The sequence below is a fragment of the Amycolatopsis sp. NPDC023774 genome (genome assembly GCF_040639695.1).
In the GTDB taxonomy this organism is placed as follows: domain Bacteria; phylum Actinomycetota; class Actinomycetes; order Mycobacteriales; family Pseudonocardiaceae; genus Amycolatopsis.
The window spans coordinates 502,715-516,839 of the sequence record NZ_JBFAAJ010000004.1 but is presented as its reverse complement, the minus strand read 5'-3'; the positions used below and the strand labels follow the sequence as shown (position 1 = coordinate 516,839).

At 71.5% G+C, this 14,125-nt stretch carries 15 protein-coding genes; 12 read left to right on the top strand and 3 right to left on the bottom strand.

Annotated elements, in window-relative coordinates:
* The first annotated feature begins 273 nt into the window (after window positions 1–273).
* From AB0F91_RS14785 to AB0F91_RS14740, 10 genes are all read left to right on the top strand, one after another.
* Complete coding sequence (locus AB0F91_RS14785) at window positions 274–1,257, top strand: Ppx/GppA phosphatase family protein (RefSeq protein ID WP_360597789.1); 984 nt, start codon at window positions 274–276, stop codon at window positions 1,255–1,257.
* Complete coding sequence (locus tag AB0F91_RS14780; protein WP_360597787.1) at window positions 1,254–1,412, top strand: hypothetical protein; 159 nt, start codon at window positions 1,254–1,256, stop codon at window positions 1,410–1,412. The genes AB0F91_RS14785 and AB0F91_RS14780 overlap by 4 nt, the downstream gene beginning before the upstream one ends.
* Window positions 1,409–3,139 (top strand): hypothetical protein, encoded by a 1,731-nt coding sequence (locus tag AB0F91_RS14775; protein ID WP_360597785.1) that lies wholly within the window; start codon window positions 1,409–1,411, stop codon window positions 3,137–3,139. Before AB0F91_RS14780 ends, AB0F91_RS14775 begins: the two co-directional genes overlap by 4 nt.
* 298 nt (window positions 3,140–3,437) lie before the next feature.
* The gene (locus AB0F91_RS14770; protein WP_360597783.1) at window positions 3,438–4,244 is read left to right on the top strand and encodes a sugar phosphate isomerase/epimerase family protein; all 807 of its coding nucleotides are present in this window, start codon (window positions 3,438–3,440) and stop codon (window positions 4,242–4,244) included.
* Window positions 4,245–4,389: 145 nt separating this feature from the next.
* Window positions 4,390–5,220 (top strand): thioesterase family protein, encoded by an 831-nt coding sequence (locus AB0F91_RS14765; protein WP_360597781.1) that lies wholly within the window; start codon window positions 4,390–4,392, stop codon window positions 5,218–5,220.
* Window positions 5,221–5,244: 24 nt separating this feature from the next.
* On the top strand, window positions 5,245–6,057 hold the full coding sequence (gene proC / locus AB0F91_RS14760) for a pyrroline-5-carboxylate reductase (protein WP_360597780.1): 813 nt from the start codon (window positions 5,245–5,247) through the stop codon (window positions 6,055–6,057).
* 186 nt (window positions 6,058–6,243) lie between these two features.
* Entirely contained in the window at window positions 6,244–6,459 is a 216-nt protein-coding gene (locus AB0F91_RS14755; RefSeq protein WP_037353555.1) for a helix-turn-helix domain-containing protein, read from the top strand.
* 196 nt (window positions 6,460–6,655) lie between these two features.
* Complete coding sequence (locus tag AB0F91_RS14750; RefSeq protein WP_007030867.1) at window positions 6,656–6,757, top strand: AURKAIP1/COX24 domain-containing protein; 102 nt, start codon at window positions 6,656–6,658, stop codon at window positions 6,755–6,757.
* A gap of 275 nt (window positions 6,758–7,032) precedes the next feature.
* Window positions 7,033–8,079, top strand: coding sequence for an NAD-dependent epimerase/dehydratase family protein (locus tag AB0F91_RS14745; protein ID WP_360597778.1), 1,047 nt, complete (start codon window positions 7,033–7,035; stop codon window positions 8,077–8,079).
* Window positions 8,076–9,095, top strand: a complete 1,020-nt coding sequence (locus AB0F91_RS14740) for a lysophospholipid acyltransferase family protein (protein WP_360597776.1) — start codon at window positions 8,076–8,078, stop codon at window positions 9,093–9,095. The genes AB0F91_RS14745 and AB0F91_RS14740 overlap by 4 nt, the downstream gene beginning before the upstream one ends.
* Window positions 9,096–9,121: 26 nt before the next feature.
* Here AB0F91_RS14740 and AB0F91_RS14735 read toward each other — a convergent pair whose 3' ends face one another.
* The 3 genes from AB0F91_RS14735 to AB0F91_RS14725 all read right to left on the bottom strand — a co-directional run bounded on the left by AB0F91_RS14735 (window position 9,122) and on the right by AB0F91_RS14725 (window position 12,049).
* Complete coding sequence (locus AB0F91_RS14735; protein WP_360597850.1) at window positions 9,122–10,030, bottom strand: HAD-IB family hydrolase; 909 nt, start codon at window positions 10,028–10,030, stop codon at window positions 9,122–9,124.
* A 122-nt stretch (window positions 10,031–10,152) separates the two neighbouring features.
* On the bottom strand, window positions 10,153–11,232 hold the full coding sequence (locus AB0F91_RS14730; protein ID WP_360597774.1) for a DUF5667 domain-containing protein: 1,080 nt from the start codon (window positions 11,230–11,232) through the stop codon (window positions 10,153–10,155).
* 112 nt (window positions 11,233–11,344) lie between these two features.
* Window positions 11,345–12,049 (bottom strand): sigma-70 family RNA polymerase sigma factor, encoded by a 705-nt coding sequence (locus AB0F91_RS14725; RefSeq protein WP_360597772.1) that lies wholly within the window; start codon window positions 12,047–12,049, stop codon window positions 11,345–11,347.
* A 319-nt stretch (window positions 12,050–12,368) separates the two neighbouring features.
* On the opposite strand from AB0F91_RS14725, the gene AB0F91_RS14720 reads away from it, so the two are divergent.
* Together AB0F91_RS14720 and AB0F91_RS14715 are read left to right on the top strand one after the other, a co-directional pair.
* Window positions 12,369–13,859, top strand: coding sequence for an AMP-binding protein (locus tag AB0F91_RS14720; protein ID WP_360597770.1), 1,491 nt, complete (start codon window positions 12,369–12,371; stop codon window positions 13,857–13,859).
* 17 nt (window positions 13,860–13,876) lie between these two features.
* Window positions 13,877–14,116: a glutaredoxin family protein gene (locus AB0F91_RS14715; RefSeq protein WP_360597769.1), complete on the top strand. Its 240-nt coding sequence runs from the start codon at window positions 13,877–13,879 to the stop codon at window positions 14,114–14,116.
* The last annotated feature ends 9 nt before the right edge of the window (window positions 14,117–14,125 follow it).

Here is a 14,125-nt window from a genome sequence, read left to right as displayed (position 1 = left end):
CCCGCGCCCCCCAACCGCGTCAGGGGGGGCGCCAAGGTTAAAAATTCCCACAGATCCCCCCCCCCACGCCCCCCCCCCCCCGCCCCGCTGTGGCGTTGGGTGCGCTGAACGCACCGAACGCCACATCGGGTGCGTTGAGCGCAACCAACGCCACATTGGGGCGGTTGGCGTATCACCCTGTGCGGGCGTCCGGGCACGCAGAGTCGAGCCCGGACCGAGTGGTGTTGGTTACAGTTTCGAGACCTGGCTGTGAGACCGGTACGCTGGATCCTCGTGCGCCTAGGGGTACTCGACGTCGGGTCCAACACCGTCCACCTGCTGGTGGTCGACGCCCATCGTGGTGCGCACCCGACGCCCATGCACTCGGAGAAGGCCGTGTTGCGCCTCGCCGAGCAGATCACGCGAACCGGGGACCTCAGCCGCGCGGGTTCCGACCAGCTGGTGCGGGCCGTGGAGTCGGCGCGCGCTTTGGCGGTCCGGCTCGGGTGCGAAGACGTGCTGGCGTTCGCGACGTCGGCCGTGCGCGAAGCCAAGAACTCGCCGAAGGTGCTGGCCAGAGTCGCGGAGGAGACCGGCGTCGAGCTGAAGGTGCTCTCCGGCGCCGACGAGGCGCGCCTGACTTTCCTGGCCGTGCGGCGGTGGTTCGGCTGGTCGGCCGGCCAGGTGCTGGTGCTCGACATCGGCGGCGGTTCGCTGGAAGTCGCGATGGGCCGCGACGAGGAACCCGTGCTCGCGGAATCGCTGCCGCTGGGCGCCGGGCGCATCACGCGCACGCGCTTCCGCCACGACCCGCCCACGCGCTCGGAGGTCGTGGCCACCTCGGCGTGGCTGGAGGACGAGCTCAGCGGTCTCGCGAAGAAGGTCGCGAAATGGGGTGAACCCGATCGGGTGGTCGCGACGTCGAAGACGTTCCGTTCCCTGGCCAGGCTCACCGGCGCGGCCCCCTCGGCGGCAGGCCCGCGCGTGCGCCGTACGCTCACGGACACCGCGTTGCGCCAGCTCATCGCCTTCATCTCGCGCATGCCCGCAGCGGACCTCGCGCAACTCGAGGGGGTCAGCTCGAGCCGGTCGCACCAGCTCGTGGCGGGTGCTCTGGTGGCGCAAGCCGCGATGCGGGCGCTCTCCCTCGAAGAACTCGAGATCTGCCCGTGGGCGCTGCGAGAGGGTGTCATCCTGCGACGGCTGGACCATTCCAACGGCGCGGACGAAACTGGGGCCGCCCTCACCGGCGTTTCGGCGAACGGGGAGGACCGGTGACAGCAGTGGACTGGACTTCGGTGACGGAAAACAGGCACGGTGAAGAGGTGACGGACATGCACAGCACGGTGTTCAGCGCGCGCGGCGCCGCCTGCGTCCGGCCGCAGGCACGTGCCGTGGCCAACCCCGAGCGCGCTTTGGACAGCACGGTATGACCGACGAAAACGGCGCCCCGCCCCAGAAGACCGTGGCCGAACTGCTCGCCCAGCACGGGCAGCAGGTCGAGGGTTCACGGCGGCGCAGGCGTCGCGCAACGGAAGACGACGAAGCTCCCGAGCAGCAGCCGGAGAGCGGCCGTCGCGCCGCGGGGGTGAGCGACACCGCTCCGCAGGCGATCATCGACCGCGTGACCAGCGACGGCGGCACTCCGCCGCCGCCTTCGCGCTCGGCGGGTGGCCGGCGTCGTTCGGACGGTCCCGCGGCCCCCGCGCCGCGGGCGGTGGCGCAGGAGTCGGGGCCGCTGCAGCGCCCCCCTGCTGCTCCTCCCGTGCCGCCTGCGGGTCCGCAGGGACCGGGGCCGGCCGGTCCTGGTGGCGCCGGCGGTCCTGGTGGTCCTTCCGGCCCGCCGACGCGGTCGGTCCGGCCGGTCAACGGGCAGCAGGATTCCGGGTTCGTTCGTCAGCCTTCGCCCGAGTCGGGGCAGTTCGCCCGGCCGCAGGAGTCCGGGCAGTTCGTGCGGCCGCAGGAGACGGGGTACACACGTCCGCCCGCGCCGCCGCAGGAATCCGGTCAGTTCGGGCGTCCGCAGGAGTCGGCGCAGCTGCCGGTTCCGCCGGCTTCTTCGCCTTCGGTTGAGTCGAGCCAGTTCGTGCGTCCGCCGGCCCCACCGCAGGAGTCCGGCCAGATGCCGGTGCCGCCGCGGGGGCGTCCGACGCGTCAGCAGCCGGTGCCGCCGCCGGGTGCGGAAGAGACCCGCAACCAAGTGCCGCCGGTCCGTCGCCGTCCCGGCCCGCCGCCCCCGCCGGGCGGCACGCTCGCGTCGCGGCTCGACGGTCTTGACGGAACGCCCGACGCCGAGCTGCCCGAGCCGCCCATGGCCAGTGGCGCGTTCCCGGCGGGTGCGCCGCAGCGTCCGCGCCGGGCGCCGGCCCGCCGTCCCGCGCCGCAGCAGGACCCGCACACGGAGCAGTTCGACGCCGTGGCCGGGGTCGAGCCGGAGGCTCCCGAGGTGGCTCCCGGTCCCGGTGGTCCCGGCCCGGGTGGTCCGCCCGCTCAGCCGCCGGGCTTGGCGGGCTGGCGCAAACGTCGTCAGCAGGAACAGCTCGAGGACACCGAGATCGGCGTGATGCCGGTCGTCCCGGGCGAGTCCGCCGACGCCTACGCCGACGAGGACTACGCGGCCGACGACTACGCCGAGCCGTACGCCCCCGAGGGCGACTACGACGGCGGCCCGCCCACCGCGGGCTACCCGGCGCCCATGCCGTTCGCCCCCGGCGGCGGCCCCGTCGACGACGACCTGTCCGAGTACGAGCGCGAATTCGCCCAACCGGGTGCCCCGGACTTCGACGGCGACGACTACGGCTACGACCAGCACGGCGACTACGAGGACGACTACGACGACGTCGCCCCCGAAGAACCCGCCGCCGCTCCTGCGGCCGCCGAGCCGGCCGTCGAAGGCTCCCCGGGCAAACAGTGGCTCACCCTCGCGGGCCAACTGGCCCTCGGCGTCGTCGGCGGCGCCGCTGTGTGGCTCGGCTTCAACTGGCTGTGGGTCAACCTCGCGCCGGCCGCCCTCGTCGGCGCCCTGCTGGTGATCGTGGCGCTGGTGTGGATCGTCCGCAAGATCCGCCGCGCGGAAGACCTGCAGACCACGCTGCTGGCGATCCTGGTGGGCTTGGTGGTGACGGTGTCGCCTGCCGCCCTGTTGCTCGTGGGGCGTTAGGGGCTTTCGGGATTGTCGGTAACTCCCGGTCTCGCTGGTTGCGGGCCGGGAGTTCCGCGTTTACCGCCGTGGACAGTACGACGCTGGTGTACTGCTGCACCAGGGCTCCTGCCCTCCGAGTTGTCTGCTGCTGGGAACACCTTCGCTCATTCGGACGCGACCCAAGACCGTCGGCCGAACCTGTCCTCATCCGCGAACGCACTGCCCGGCGCACCCGATCGGAGCCCGCGGCCATCCCACCTTGTGACACCGCGCAGCACCTGCGACACCCTCACCCCGGGCAAGGCAGGATGTCCCCGTGAGCGCGCCTGAGAAGCCGATACCTGTGGGCCTGAGCACTGCGTCGGTGTGGCCCCTGCGGGCCGGGGCGGCGTTCGAACTCGCGGCGGAGCTCGGGTACGACGGGGTCGAGGTCATGGTGTGGGCGGACCCCATCAGCCAGGACGTCGCGGCGGTGCACCGGTGGTCGAAGCGCACGAACGTGCCGATCCTGTCGATCCACTCGCCGTCGTTGTTGATCACGCAGCGGGTCTGGTCGCCGGATCCCGAGATCCGGTTGCGAAAGTCCGTGGAGGCCGCGCAGGAGCTGGGGGCGCGGACGGTGGTCGTGCACCCGCCGTTCCGGTGGCAGCGGCGCTACGGGGACGCGTTCGGGGACCTCGTCGACGAGCTGGAGGAAAAATCCGGCATCGAGGTCGCCGTGGAGAACATGTTCAAAGTGCGCCCGCCGGGTGGGTCGCGGAACGCGCGGGTGTCGGCGTTCCGGCCGTCGATCGATCCCACGGACGTCGGGTTCCGGCACTACACGCTTGATCTTTCCCACAGCGCGGCCGCGCGGATGGACGCGCTCGCGCTGGCCGCGCGGATGGGGGAAGGTCTGAGCCACGTCCACCTCGCCGACGGCACCGGCGTGCCCAAGGACGAGCACCTCATCCCGGGCCACGGGGGTCAGCCGTGCGCCGAGCTGCTGGAAAAGCTGGTCAGCGACGGTTTCACCGGTCAGGTCGTGCTCGAGGTCAACACGCGCCACGCCGTCGCAGGCGCCGAGCGGGCCCGCGCGCTCGCGGAGGCGCTGCTGTTCGCCCGGTTGCACCTCGGACAGTGACCAGGTCGTCAGCATGATCGGCTGTCCGGGCGGTCCCGGGGCCCAGGACACCCTCATCCGGCTCATCGACACGTAAAGTGCCGACCGTGAACTCGTTGCGATCGTTGACTTTCTTCGCCACACGCACCGCCGTGGCCGGCCGTTCGTGAGCCGGGCCGAACACACGGCGACGGCGTTCGACGCGGCCAGTGCGGTCCGCTCCCTCGGGGACGGGACGTTCACGGCCACGCTGAGAGCGGAATGGGCGATCGCGAACCACCCCCACGGCGGGTTCCTCCTGGCCCTGCTCGCCAAGGCCGCGACGGCCGTGCTCGGCGAACGCGGCGAACCCACGGCCGAACCACTCGTGGTCAGCGCCGAGTTCCTGCACGCACCGGCGCTGGGCCCAGTGCTGCTGCGCACCGACGTCCGCAAAGTCGGCCGCCGCGCGTCGGTTGTCGGGGTGCGGCTGGAGCAGCGCGGGCGCAGCTGCGTGGAGGCACGTGTGACGACCGGGCGGCTGCCGATGCGCCGCCCGGACTGGAGCGATGTGCCGCAGCTGTCGGCCGAACCGCCTTCGGGCGCTGTGCCGCTGGGTGCCGAAACCTCCGAGGGCGTGTTCAACCTCTCCTCCAGCTGCGAGGTCCGCGTGGACCGGGCCACGGCGGGGTACCTCGCCGGGCGGGCCGGCGACCCGCCGCGGCTGAAGTTGTGGGTACGTCCGCGAGACGGCATCGGCGACGTCTACTTCGCACTCCTCGCGGGCGATCTCAACCCACCGGTGGTGGCCAACCTCGGCCGCGTCGGCTGGGCGCCCACGGTGCAGCTCACGGCTTTCCTGCGCACGCGCCCGGCGCCCGGCTGGCTGCGCATCCTGGTGGAATCGCGTTCGGTGCACGAGGCCTGGTTCGACTCCGACGCCACGGTGGTCGACTCCCAGGGCCGCCTCGTCGCGCAGGCGCGCCAGCTCGCGCTCGCCCCGGCACCAGGAGCCTGACGCCCGTTTGGCACGCTGAGAAGCATGAGTGTGATTGCGGTGCTGGGCGCGGGAAAGATCGGCGAGGCCCTCCTGTCGGGGCTGCTGCACGGGGGCCACGCGCCCGGCGACCTGCTCTTCACCGAGCGCTACGAGGAGCGCGTCCGCGAGCTCGAGGAGCGCTACCCGGGCATGCGCGCGGCCACCGTCGAGGACGCCGCCAAGCGCGCCGACGTGCTCGTGGTCGCCGTGAAGCCACAGGACATCGAGCCCGTGCTGGCGGAGCTGGCGCCGCTGCTCGGGTCGGCTTCGCTGGTCGTCTCGCTGTGTGCGGGGCTGCCGACGGCGCTGTACGAGCGGCGCCTGACCGAGGGCGTGCCCGTGGTCCGCGTGATGCCGAACACACCGATGCTGGTCGGCGAGGCCATGAGCGCGATGTCGCCCGGCCGCTACGCCACCGCCGAACACCTCGCCACGGTCCGCGAGCTGCTCTCGCACGTCGGCCAGGTCGTCGAGGTACCCGAATCGCAGCAGGACGCCGTCACGGCCCTCTCAGGCTCCGGACCGGCCTACTTCTTCTACTTGGTCGAGGCGATGATCGACGCCGGGATCCTGCTCGGGCTCCCGCGCGCGCTTGCGGGGCAGCTGATCATCCAGTCGGCCGTGGGCGCCGCGAAGATGCTCGCCGAGGGCAAGGACCACCCCGTGCTGCTGCGCGAGGCCGTCACCTCGCCCGCCGGCACCACGATCAACGCGATCCGCGAGCTCGAGAAGCACGGCGTCCGGGCCGCTCTGCTGGACGCGATCGAGGCCGCGCGCGACCGTTCGGAAGAGCTCGGCCGCGCCCACGAGGACTGACAAAACCGGCAAACCAGGCCGAAGCAGATTATCCGTGCGGCGAAAACTCGCAGGTAGGGGCCCATCTCGGTGACAGCCGTCGCACGAGTCCCACGTGTCCCGCTACCCTCGGGAAGAGCACGTGCGTGTCGATACCACAGGTGGGGAAGCCTCGTGGCGCGACACGTGTCGAAGGACGCGGTAATCATGTCGCCGAACAAGAAGGAGGATTTGCCCGCGGTAGGGCAGGTCCAGTTTTTGACAGTCGCCGAGGTGGCCACGCTGATGCGGGTCTCGAAGATGACCGTTTATCGGCTGGTGCACTCGGGTGAGCTGCCCGCCGTGCGGGTGGGCAAGTCGTTCCGGGTGCCCGAAAAGGCTGTGCACGAGTACCTGCAAGGTGCCTACTTCGACGTCGGATAGCAGCTCAGTGCGGCGCGCCGCTCCGTTGAGGGCGGCGGCGGGGCGGGGTCTGGGCGGTCGCCGGGCATGCGCTAGCCATGCCCGCCGACCGGCCCGCGTCAGGACGCGGGTAACCTGGTAGACCGCTCGTGCCTGTGCGCTCCACCCGTTGGACGCTGCGCCGGGCAGCGTGACCGACGACAACTGAGGAGCGCCCATGGGTTCCGTGATCAAGAAGCGCCGCAAGCGCATGTCCAAGAAGAAGCACCGCAAGTTGCTTCGCCGTACGCGAGTGCAGCGTCGTAAGGCCGGCAAGTGAGCCAGCCCCACAGCTGATGGCCGTGGCCCGTCCAGTCTCTGGACGGGCCACGTCCATGTGGTGGGCCTTCTCCCCCGATTGAGTGAGGCGTGAGCCGCAATTCCCGGGTGGCGTTGTAAATACGAAGTAAGACCTGGTCAGGCCACCCCCTGGCGCCAGTAACATCGGTGGGGCGTCCGCGCGATGCTTTCAAATGAGTGCAGGCTCGTGCACTTCGGGTGATCGTCCACCCCTCCTCACGCCCAGCCGAACAGCCCAGCCGCACAGGGAGTCCCATGCCGTCGAACATCGTGCTCGTCACCGGGGTCGCCGGGGACCTGGGCGGGAAACTGCTCGCCCGCCTCGGCACCAACTCCGCCTTCGAGCGCGTGATCGGCGTCGACACCGCGCCACCCGCGAAGGACGTGCTGCAGCGGATGGGCAACGCGGAGTTCGTGCGCGCCGACATCCGCAACCCGCTGATCGCCAAGGTCATCAGCAGCGCCGGTGTCGACACGGTGGTGCACACGGCGTGCCTGGCCCACCCGGCCGGCCCGAGCCGCCGCTCCGCCGTCAAGGAACTCAACGTCATCGGCACCATGCGGCTGCTGGCGGCCTGCCAGAGCTCGCCGAAGGTGCGCAAGCTCGTGGTCAAGTCCACCGCGGCCGTCTACGGCGCGGGGGCGCGTTCGCAGGCCGTGTTCACCGAGGACTCGGAGCTGATCCCGGCGTCGTCCAGCGGCTACGCGAAGGACGCCGTGGAGATGGAGGGTTACGTGCGCGGCCTCGCCCGCCGCCGGCCCGACATCACGGTCACGCTCGCGCGCTTCGCCAACATCATCGGGCCCGAGATCGACACGGTGCTCTCGCGCTACTTCGCGCTGCCGGTCGTGCCCACCGTCTTCGGCTACGACGCGCGGCTGCAGCTGCTGCACGCGTCTGATGCGCTGGCCGTGTTGGAACTGGCCGTGCTGCAGGACAAGCCGGGCGTGTTCAACGTCGCGTCGGAGGGGGTGCTCGGGCTGTCCCAGGCAATCCGCCGGGCGGGCCGCGTGGGGCTGCCGATGCCGAGCGCCGTGGTGCCGTCCGTGGGCAAGCTCCTGCGGGGCGCGCGCGTGGTCGACTTCTCGGCCGACCAGGTCCGGCTGCTGAACTTCGGGCGGGTCGTGGACATCACGAAGCTCAAGAAGGAGTTCGGCTACCAGCCCCGCTTCACCACGCGCGAGGCGTTCGACGACTACACCTCGGGTCGCGGCCTGCGCCCGGTGTTCGACGGCGCCCGGCTGGCCTCGCTGGCCGGCAAGGTCCTCGTGGCCGCCGCGACCGGGCAGGCCGGCCGATGAGCCCCGTGACCGGAAGTGAGGCGCACACCGTGAACGGAGGCGAGGCTCAGGTGATCCCGCTGCGCGGCCCGGGGCGGGTTTCGCAGCCTGCCGCGCCGCCGTCGTCCTCGACGGAGCCCTCGCCGGACGCGCCGGTGGTGGCTTTCCCGGCGGCCCTGCCGTCTACCGCCGAGCCGGACCCGTTGCCGGAGTCCGTGCGGTCGGCTCTGGCTTTCCTGCGAAACCGGCTGACGGGCGATTACACCGTCGACGAGTTCGGCTTCGACGCCGAGCTCACCGAGACCCTCGTGCTGCCGCCGCTGCGCGCGTTGTACGAGAAGTGGTTCCGCGTCGACACTTTCGGCGTCGAGAACCTGCCGACGGCCGGCGGCGCGCTGCTCGTGTCGAACCACTCGGGCACGTTGCCGCTCGACGCGTTGATGACCGCCGTCGCCGTCCACGACGAGACGGGCGGGCGCCACCTCCGTGGCCTCGGCGCCGACCTGGTGTTCAAGATGCCGCTGGTGGGCTCGTTCGCGCGCAAGTCGGGCCAGACGCTGGCCTGCAACGCCGACGCCGAACGGTTGCTCAGCGGCGGCGAGCTCGTCGGCGTGTGGCCGGAGGGCTTCAAGGGCATCGGCAAGCCGTTCTCCGCCCGCTACAAGCTGCAACGCTTCGGCCGCGGCGGCTTCGTCTCCGCCGCGATGCGCGCGGGCGTGCCGATCATCCCCGTGTCCGTCGTCGGCGCGGAGGAGACGTACCCGAAACTCGGCGACATCCGCCTGCTCGCCCGGCTGCTGGGCCTGCCGTACTTCCCGGTCACGCCTTTCTTCCCGCTGTTCGGCGCTCTCGGTGCCGTCCCGCTGCCCACAAAATGGACCATCGAGTTCGGCGAGCCCGTCCGCACGGACGACTTCACCCCGGACGCCGTCGACGACCCGATGCTGGTGTTCACGTTGACCGACCAGGTGCGGGAGTCCATCCAGCAGGCCCTGTACCGCCGCCTCGCACAGCGCAAGAACATCTTCCGCGGCTGAGCCGGCTCAGCCCCCCAGCGCCGGCGTCAGCGGCGCCGGTAAGCCATCCCCGCCGCCACGGCACCCGCCAGTGCGCCGGCGCCCAGGACCGACGGGACGCCGATCTTCGCTGCCTTGCGGCCCGTGCGGAAGTCGCGGATTTCCCAGCCGCGGGCGCGGGCCACGTCGCGCAGGCCGGAGTCCGGGTTGATGGCCACGGCGGTGCCGACGACCGACAGCATGGGGACGTCGTTCTGGGAGTCGGAGTACGCCGTGCAGCGCTTGAGGTTCAGACCTTCGCGCGAGGCGAGCGCGCGGACGGCGTGGGCCTTCGCGCGGCCGTGGAGCAGGTCGCCGACCAGCCGGCCGGTGTAGACGCCGTCCTTGGTTTCCGCGACGGTGCCCAGGGCACCCGTCAAACCCAGGCGCCGGGAGATGATCGCGGCGAGCTCGATGGGCGTGGCCGTCACGAGCCACACGCGCTGGCCCGCGTCGAGGTGCATCTGGGCGAGCGCGCGGGTGCCGGACCAGATCTTGTCGGCCATGAGCTCGTCGTAGATCTCTTCGCTGATGCTCGTGAGCTCTTCGACCGTGCGACCGGCCACAAAGGACAGTGCGCGTTCGCGGTGGGACTTGATGTCCTCCTTGTTCTCGCGCCCGCCCAGGCGGAACTTCACCTGCTGCCACACGAAACCGGCGAGATCGGCGGACGTGAAGAACTTGCGCGCCGCCAGGCCGCGCGCGAAGTAGAAGATCGACGCGCCCATCATCATTGTGTTGTCCACGTCGAAGAACGCGGCCGCGGTCAGGTCCGGCGGGGCCGGGGGCACGGCGGGCTCGGCGTTCGCCGTGATCTGAGCGGCCTCGGCCGAAGCCTCGCCCGCGAGCGTGGCGAGCCGTTCGAGCTCCTGACTCTTATCCTTGCCACGCCAAGCTGACACGCACACCGCCTCCACGTTCGGGCACGTCCCGGCGGCCGGGAACGGCCGGGTCCTGACGCACAGCGTAGCGACCACGCGACTCACCCGTTCCAGGTGTGGTGAGGCCCTCGATCAGGGGTTGCCGCCGCGCCGCGTGATCACCCGACGACGATCGGCGGAAGGCCCGGCAGCAGCGGCGGGATCGAGATCAACGGGGGCGGGCTGGTCGTCGGCAGCCTCGGCGTCGTCGGCGCGGTGATCGGCGGCGAGAACACCGGCGGCGGAGCCGTGGCGCTGCCGCGGGACGTCGGCGTCGGCGTGCTCGACACGGCCAGGTCCGGTGCCGCCGACGTCTCGGTCGCCGGCGGCACCCCGATTTCGGTCGGCGTAGGGGTGGGGCTGGGGGACGAAGGAGAAGCCGGCGCCGACGCGCCAGGACGCGGGGGCTGCTGTGTACACGCGCCCCGCGCCGGAAGCAGGCCCAGCTCGTCGGAGCTGCCGGTGGTGATCTCGTAGCAGTTCAGCCGCGACACCAGCGCCGACGTCCGCTGCTGCACCCGTGTGAGCAGTCCGCGCGCGCCACTCAAGTCCGCGCGCGCGGACGTCGGGATTCGCGGCTGCTCGGCCGCGAGCAGCCGCGCCTGCTCCTTCGTCCACGTCTCGAGGTCCGACAGCTGTGTCCGCCCGCTGCCGCCTGTCGCCAGGGCCGTCAGCGCCGTGACGCCCGCGCGGACGTCGCTGCCGAAGTCACCGAGAGCCGTCCGGTACGCCGAAGGAGACGCGTCAGTCATCAGCCCCAGCTCGCTCACGCGGTTCGCCGCGAACTCCAGGTGCTTGCGCGCCTTGGCCTCGGCGCCGAACGTCAGCCCCAGCGAGGTCTCCTCGCCCGCGCGCTTCACGGTGTACAGCGCGTCGCCCGGCATGGCGTTGCGCGAAAGCAGCAGGGTCAGCCCCGCCAGCCCCAGAACGAGCGCGATGCCCGCCGCCACCAGATCGACCATCCGCGGCCTCCGGCGCCGCCGGACGACGGGCTCGCCGAGCCGACCCTCGATCTCCGCCCGGATGCGCTCGCGGGTCTCGAGGTCCGGCGCGCCCGCCGCGCCCAGTGCACGCAGGGCGGCGACCACGGCCAGCTCGTCGGCGAACTCGCCGTCGCGCTCCACGGGCGACGGGTCCAGCGCGCGATCGAACCGCTCGTTGTCGGCTCGATCCCGCGAAAACCACCCGGGCACGCCCACGGTGCTGCTCCGTCTCCACAAAGCTCTGCAAGCCCGGCCCTGACCGCCGGTCTGCGTGGAGAAACGATTAAGAAGACGAAGAAGTTACGGTTGCGCCCGGACGTGAAAAAAGTCAGCGCAGTCCATTGGGCAGCAATTGGGCCAGACGGCGCACAGCGCGGTGCTGCAACGCCTTGATCGCGCCCTCGTTGCGGTGCATCACCTGGGCCGTCTCCGCTACCGACAGCCCCTGCAGGAACCGCAGCACGATGCACTCGCGCTGGTCCTCGCCCAGCTCGGCGACGCAGCGCAGCAGCTCCGCGCGCGTGGCGCCCGCAATGGCCTGCTGCTCCGGCCCGGCCTGGGCAGCGGGACCGACGGCCGAAACCGGCGCCGCGCCCGGCTCGCTCACCTCGTCGGTCACGACCTCGAGGCGGAAGCGGCTCGACTTCACGTGGTCGAGGATCAGGTTCCGGGCGATCGTGACGAACCAGGCGCCGACGTCACGGCCCTGGTAGCTCACCGACGTGATCCGGCGCAGTGCGCGCAGGAACGTCTCGCTCGTGACGTCCTCGGCCAGCTCACGGTCGCCGAGGCGGAACAGTGCGTAGCGGTAGACGACGTCCACATACCGGTCGTAGAGCTTTCCGAACGCCGAGGAGTCGCCCTCCTGTGCTTCGCGTACGAGGTCCCAGGCCTCGATCTTGGCGGTTTCGGCCGGGTCCGGGGCCTGCGCGGCCTCGGTCGCGCGGGTCAGCGGGACGGCGGCGGGGCGCCCGAACGCACGTTCGGCGAACATCACGACGGGGCCGCGGTTCGCGGTGGTCGGCAGGGTCACAGGGCGGCACCTCCTGCGGTCCGAAGGCCGGCTGGGCGGCCTTCGCGATGGGCAGTGCCCCTGTCTCCCAGACGAGCAGGGAGGGGCCGCGCTGCGTGTTCCACACCCGCATAAACGGCGCAGACCAGCAAGTTCGTCACGGTGACTCCCTCTCTCACGTCACCTGGCAGTGATCAACGCCACCCAGCGACGCAGTGCAGCATACGTGTAGTTACCGCGAAGTAGGTAGAGGTCCCGCGGTACCGGAGGTGCGACGATCGCGCGCCATCCCCGTTACGGGTGACAAGATGACAAAGGGCTACAGCAGGAAGGGGGCCCGGTGGAGGGTGTCGCGCAGCTGCTCACCAAGGCGGCGGCCAGGTGGGCGGACGAAACGGCCATCACCGAGACCGGCACGGGGGCCACGCTCACCTGGCGGGAGCTCGACGAGGCGGCCCACGCGCAGGCGCGGCGGCTCGTGGAAGCCGGCGTGGAGCCGGGTGACCGGGTCGTGCTGCGGCTGCCGACGTCGGCCGATTTCGCCGTCGCCCTGTACGGCGTGCTGCGCGCCGGCGCGGTCGCCGTGCCGCTGTCTCCGCACGCGCCCGCGCCGGAGCTGGCGCAGCTGTTGACGCATTGCGACCCGCGGTTCGTGATCCAGCGCGACGATGTGGACGACACTGAGCTGCCCGAAGTCCTCACGGCGTTGTCCCCGCGCGGCGAGCTCGGGGGAGACCCCGTGGACCTCGGCCGCGGCGGCGAGGACATCGCGGTGATCTCCTACACCTCCGGCACCACCGGCCCGCCGCGCGGCGTGCTGCTCTCGCACCGCGCGCTACTGGCGAACCTCGAGCAGCTCAGCCGGGTCGAGGGTGTGCTGGTGCACGAGGACCGCGTGCTCGTGACCATCCCGCTCTTCCACGTCTACGGCCTCGGGCCCGGCCTGCTGCAGGCGACGTCCGTCGGCGCGACGCTGGTGCTCTCCGAGCGCTTCGAGCCGGCGAAGACGCTGGACGACTGCGCCGAGTACCGGGTCACGTCGATCGTCGGCGTGCCGACCATGTACACGGAGTTCGCCGACCTCGGCGCCGAGGAGCTGGCGCGCGGGCTCGCGACCGTGCGGATGCTGACCTCGGGCGCCGCGCCGCTGCACCCGCGCGTGCTGGCGGCGATCCGCGAGGCCACCGGCCACGACGTCTACGAGGGCTACGGCCTCACCGAATGCGCGCCCGTGGTCACATCGACGCTGGTCACGGGCTACCCGAAGCCCGGCTCGGTCGGGCGGCCGCTGCCCGGCATCGAGTTGCGGCTGGTGGACAGCGACGGCACCGAGGAGGGCGTGCCGCTCGACCCGGACGACGTCGCCGATGTCTTCGAGTCCGGCGGCGACACCGGCCTGGTGTCGATCCGCGGCGCGAACCTGTTCTCGGGCTACTGGCCCGACGGCGCGCACGGCCCCGACGCCGAGGGCTGGTTCCGCACCGGCGACGTTGGTTACCTCGACCTCGACGGCGACCTGCACCTGGTCGACCGCGCCAACGACCTGATCATCGTCAACGGCTTCAACGTCTACCCCCACGAGGTCGAGGACGTGATCTCGCGGCTGCCAGGCGTGGCGGAGGTCGCCGTGGTCGGGGTCGTCGACGAGCGCAGCGGCGAGGCCGTGAAGGCCGTGGTGGTGCCGGCGGAGGGCGCGGCGCTGTCGGAGCAGCAGGTGAGCGACCAGTGCGCGGCGAACCTGGCCGGGTACAAGGTGCCGCACCTCGTGGAGTTCGCGGAGAACCTGCCGCATTCGGCCACCGGGAAACTGCGGCGGCTCAAGCTGCGCTGACGCGGTTCTAGACTGCGGTGGTGCATCAGGTGACGGTGATGACGCGCGCCGGCTGCCACCTCTGCGAGGTGGCCGAGGCCGAGGTCGCGCGGATCTGCGGCGAGCTCGACGTGCCGTGGGAAGTCGCGGACGTCGACAGTGACGCCGGGTGGCGAGCCGAGTACGGCGACCAGGTTCCGGTGATCCTCATCGACGGTGCGGAACACGGGTACTGGCGCGTGGAGGAAGAGCGGTTCCGCCGGGCACTGAGCGGCTAGTTCCGCCCG

What these genes read in the sequence shown, in the direction of transcription:
- AB0F91_RS14750 (WP_007030867.1), top strand. Translation starts at nt 6,656, where the DNA reads ATGGGTTCCGTGATCAAGAAGCGCCGCAAGCGCATGTCCAAGAAGAAG.
- AB0F91_RS14745 (WP_360597778.1), top strand. Translation starts at nt 7,033, where the DNA reads ATGCCGTCGAACATCGTGCTCGTCACCGGGGTCGCCGGGGACCTGGGC.
- AB0F91_RS14740 (WP_360597776.1), top strand. Translation starts at nt 8,076, where the DNA reads ATGAGCCCCGTGACCGGAAGTGAGGCGCACACCGTGAACGGAGGCGAG.
- proC (WP_360597780.1), top strand. Translation starts at nt 5,245, where the DNA reads ATGAGTGTGATTGCGGTGCTGGGCGCGGGAAAGATCGGCGAGGCCCTC.
- AB0F91_RS14755 (WP_037353555.1), top strand. Translation starts at nt 6,244, where the DNA reads ATGTCGCCGAACAAGAAGGAGGATTTGCCCGCGGTAGGGCAGGTCCAG.
- AB0F91_RS14775 (WP_360597785.1), top strand. Translation starts at nt 1,409, where the DNA reads ATGACCGACGAAAACGGCGCCCCGCCCCAGAAGACCGTGGCCGAACTG.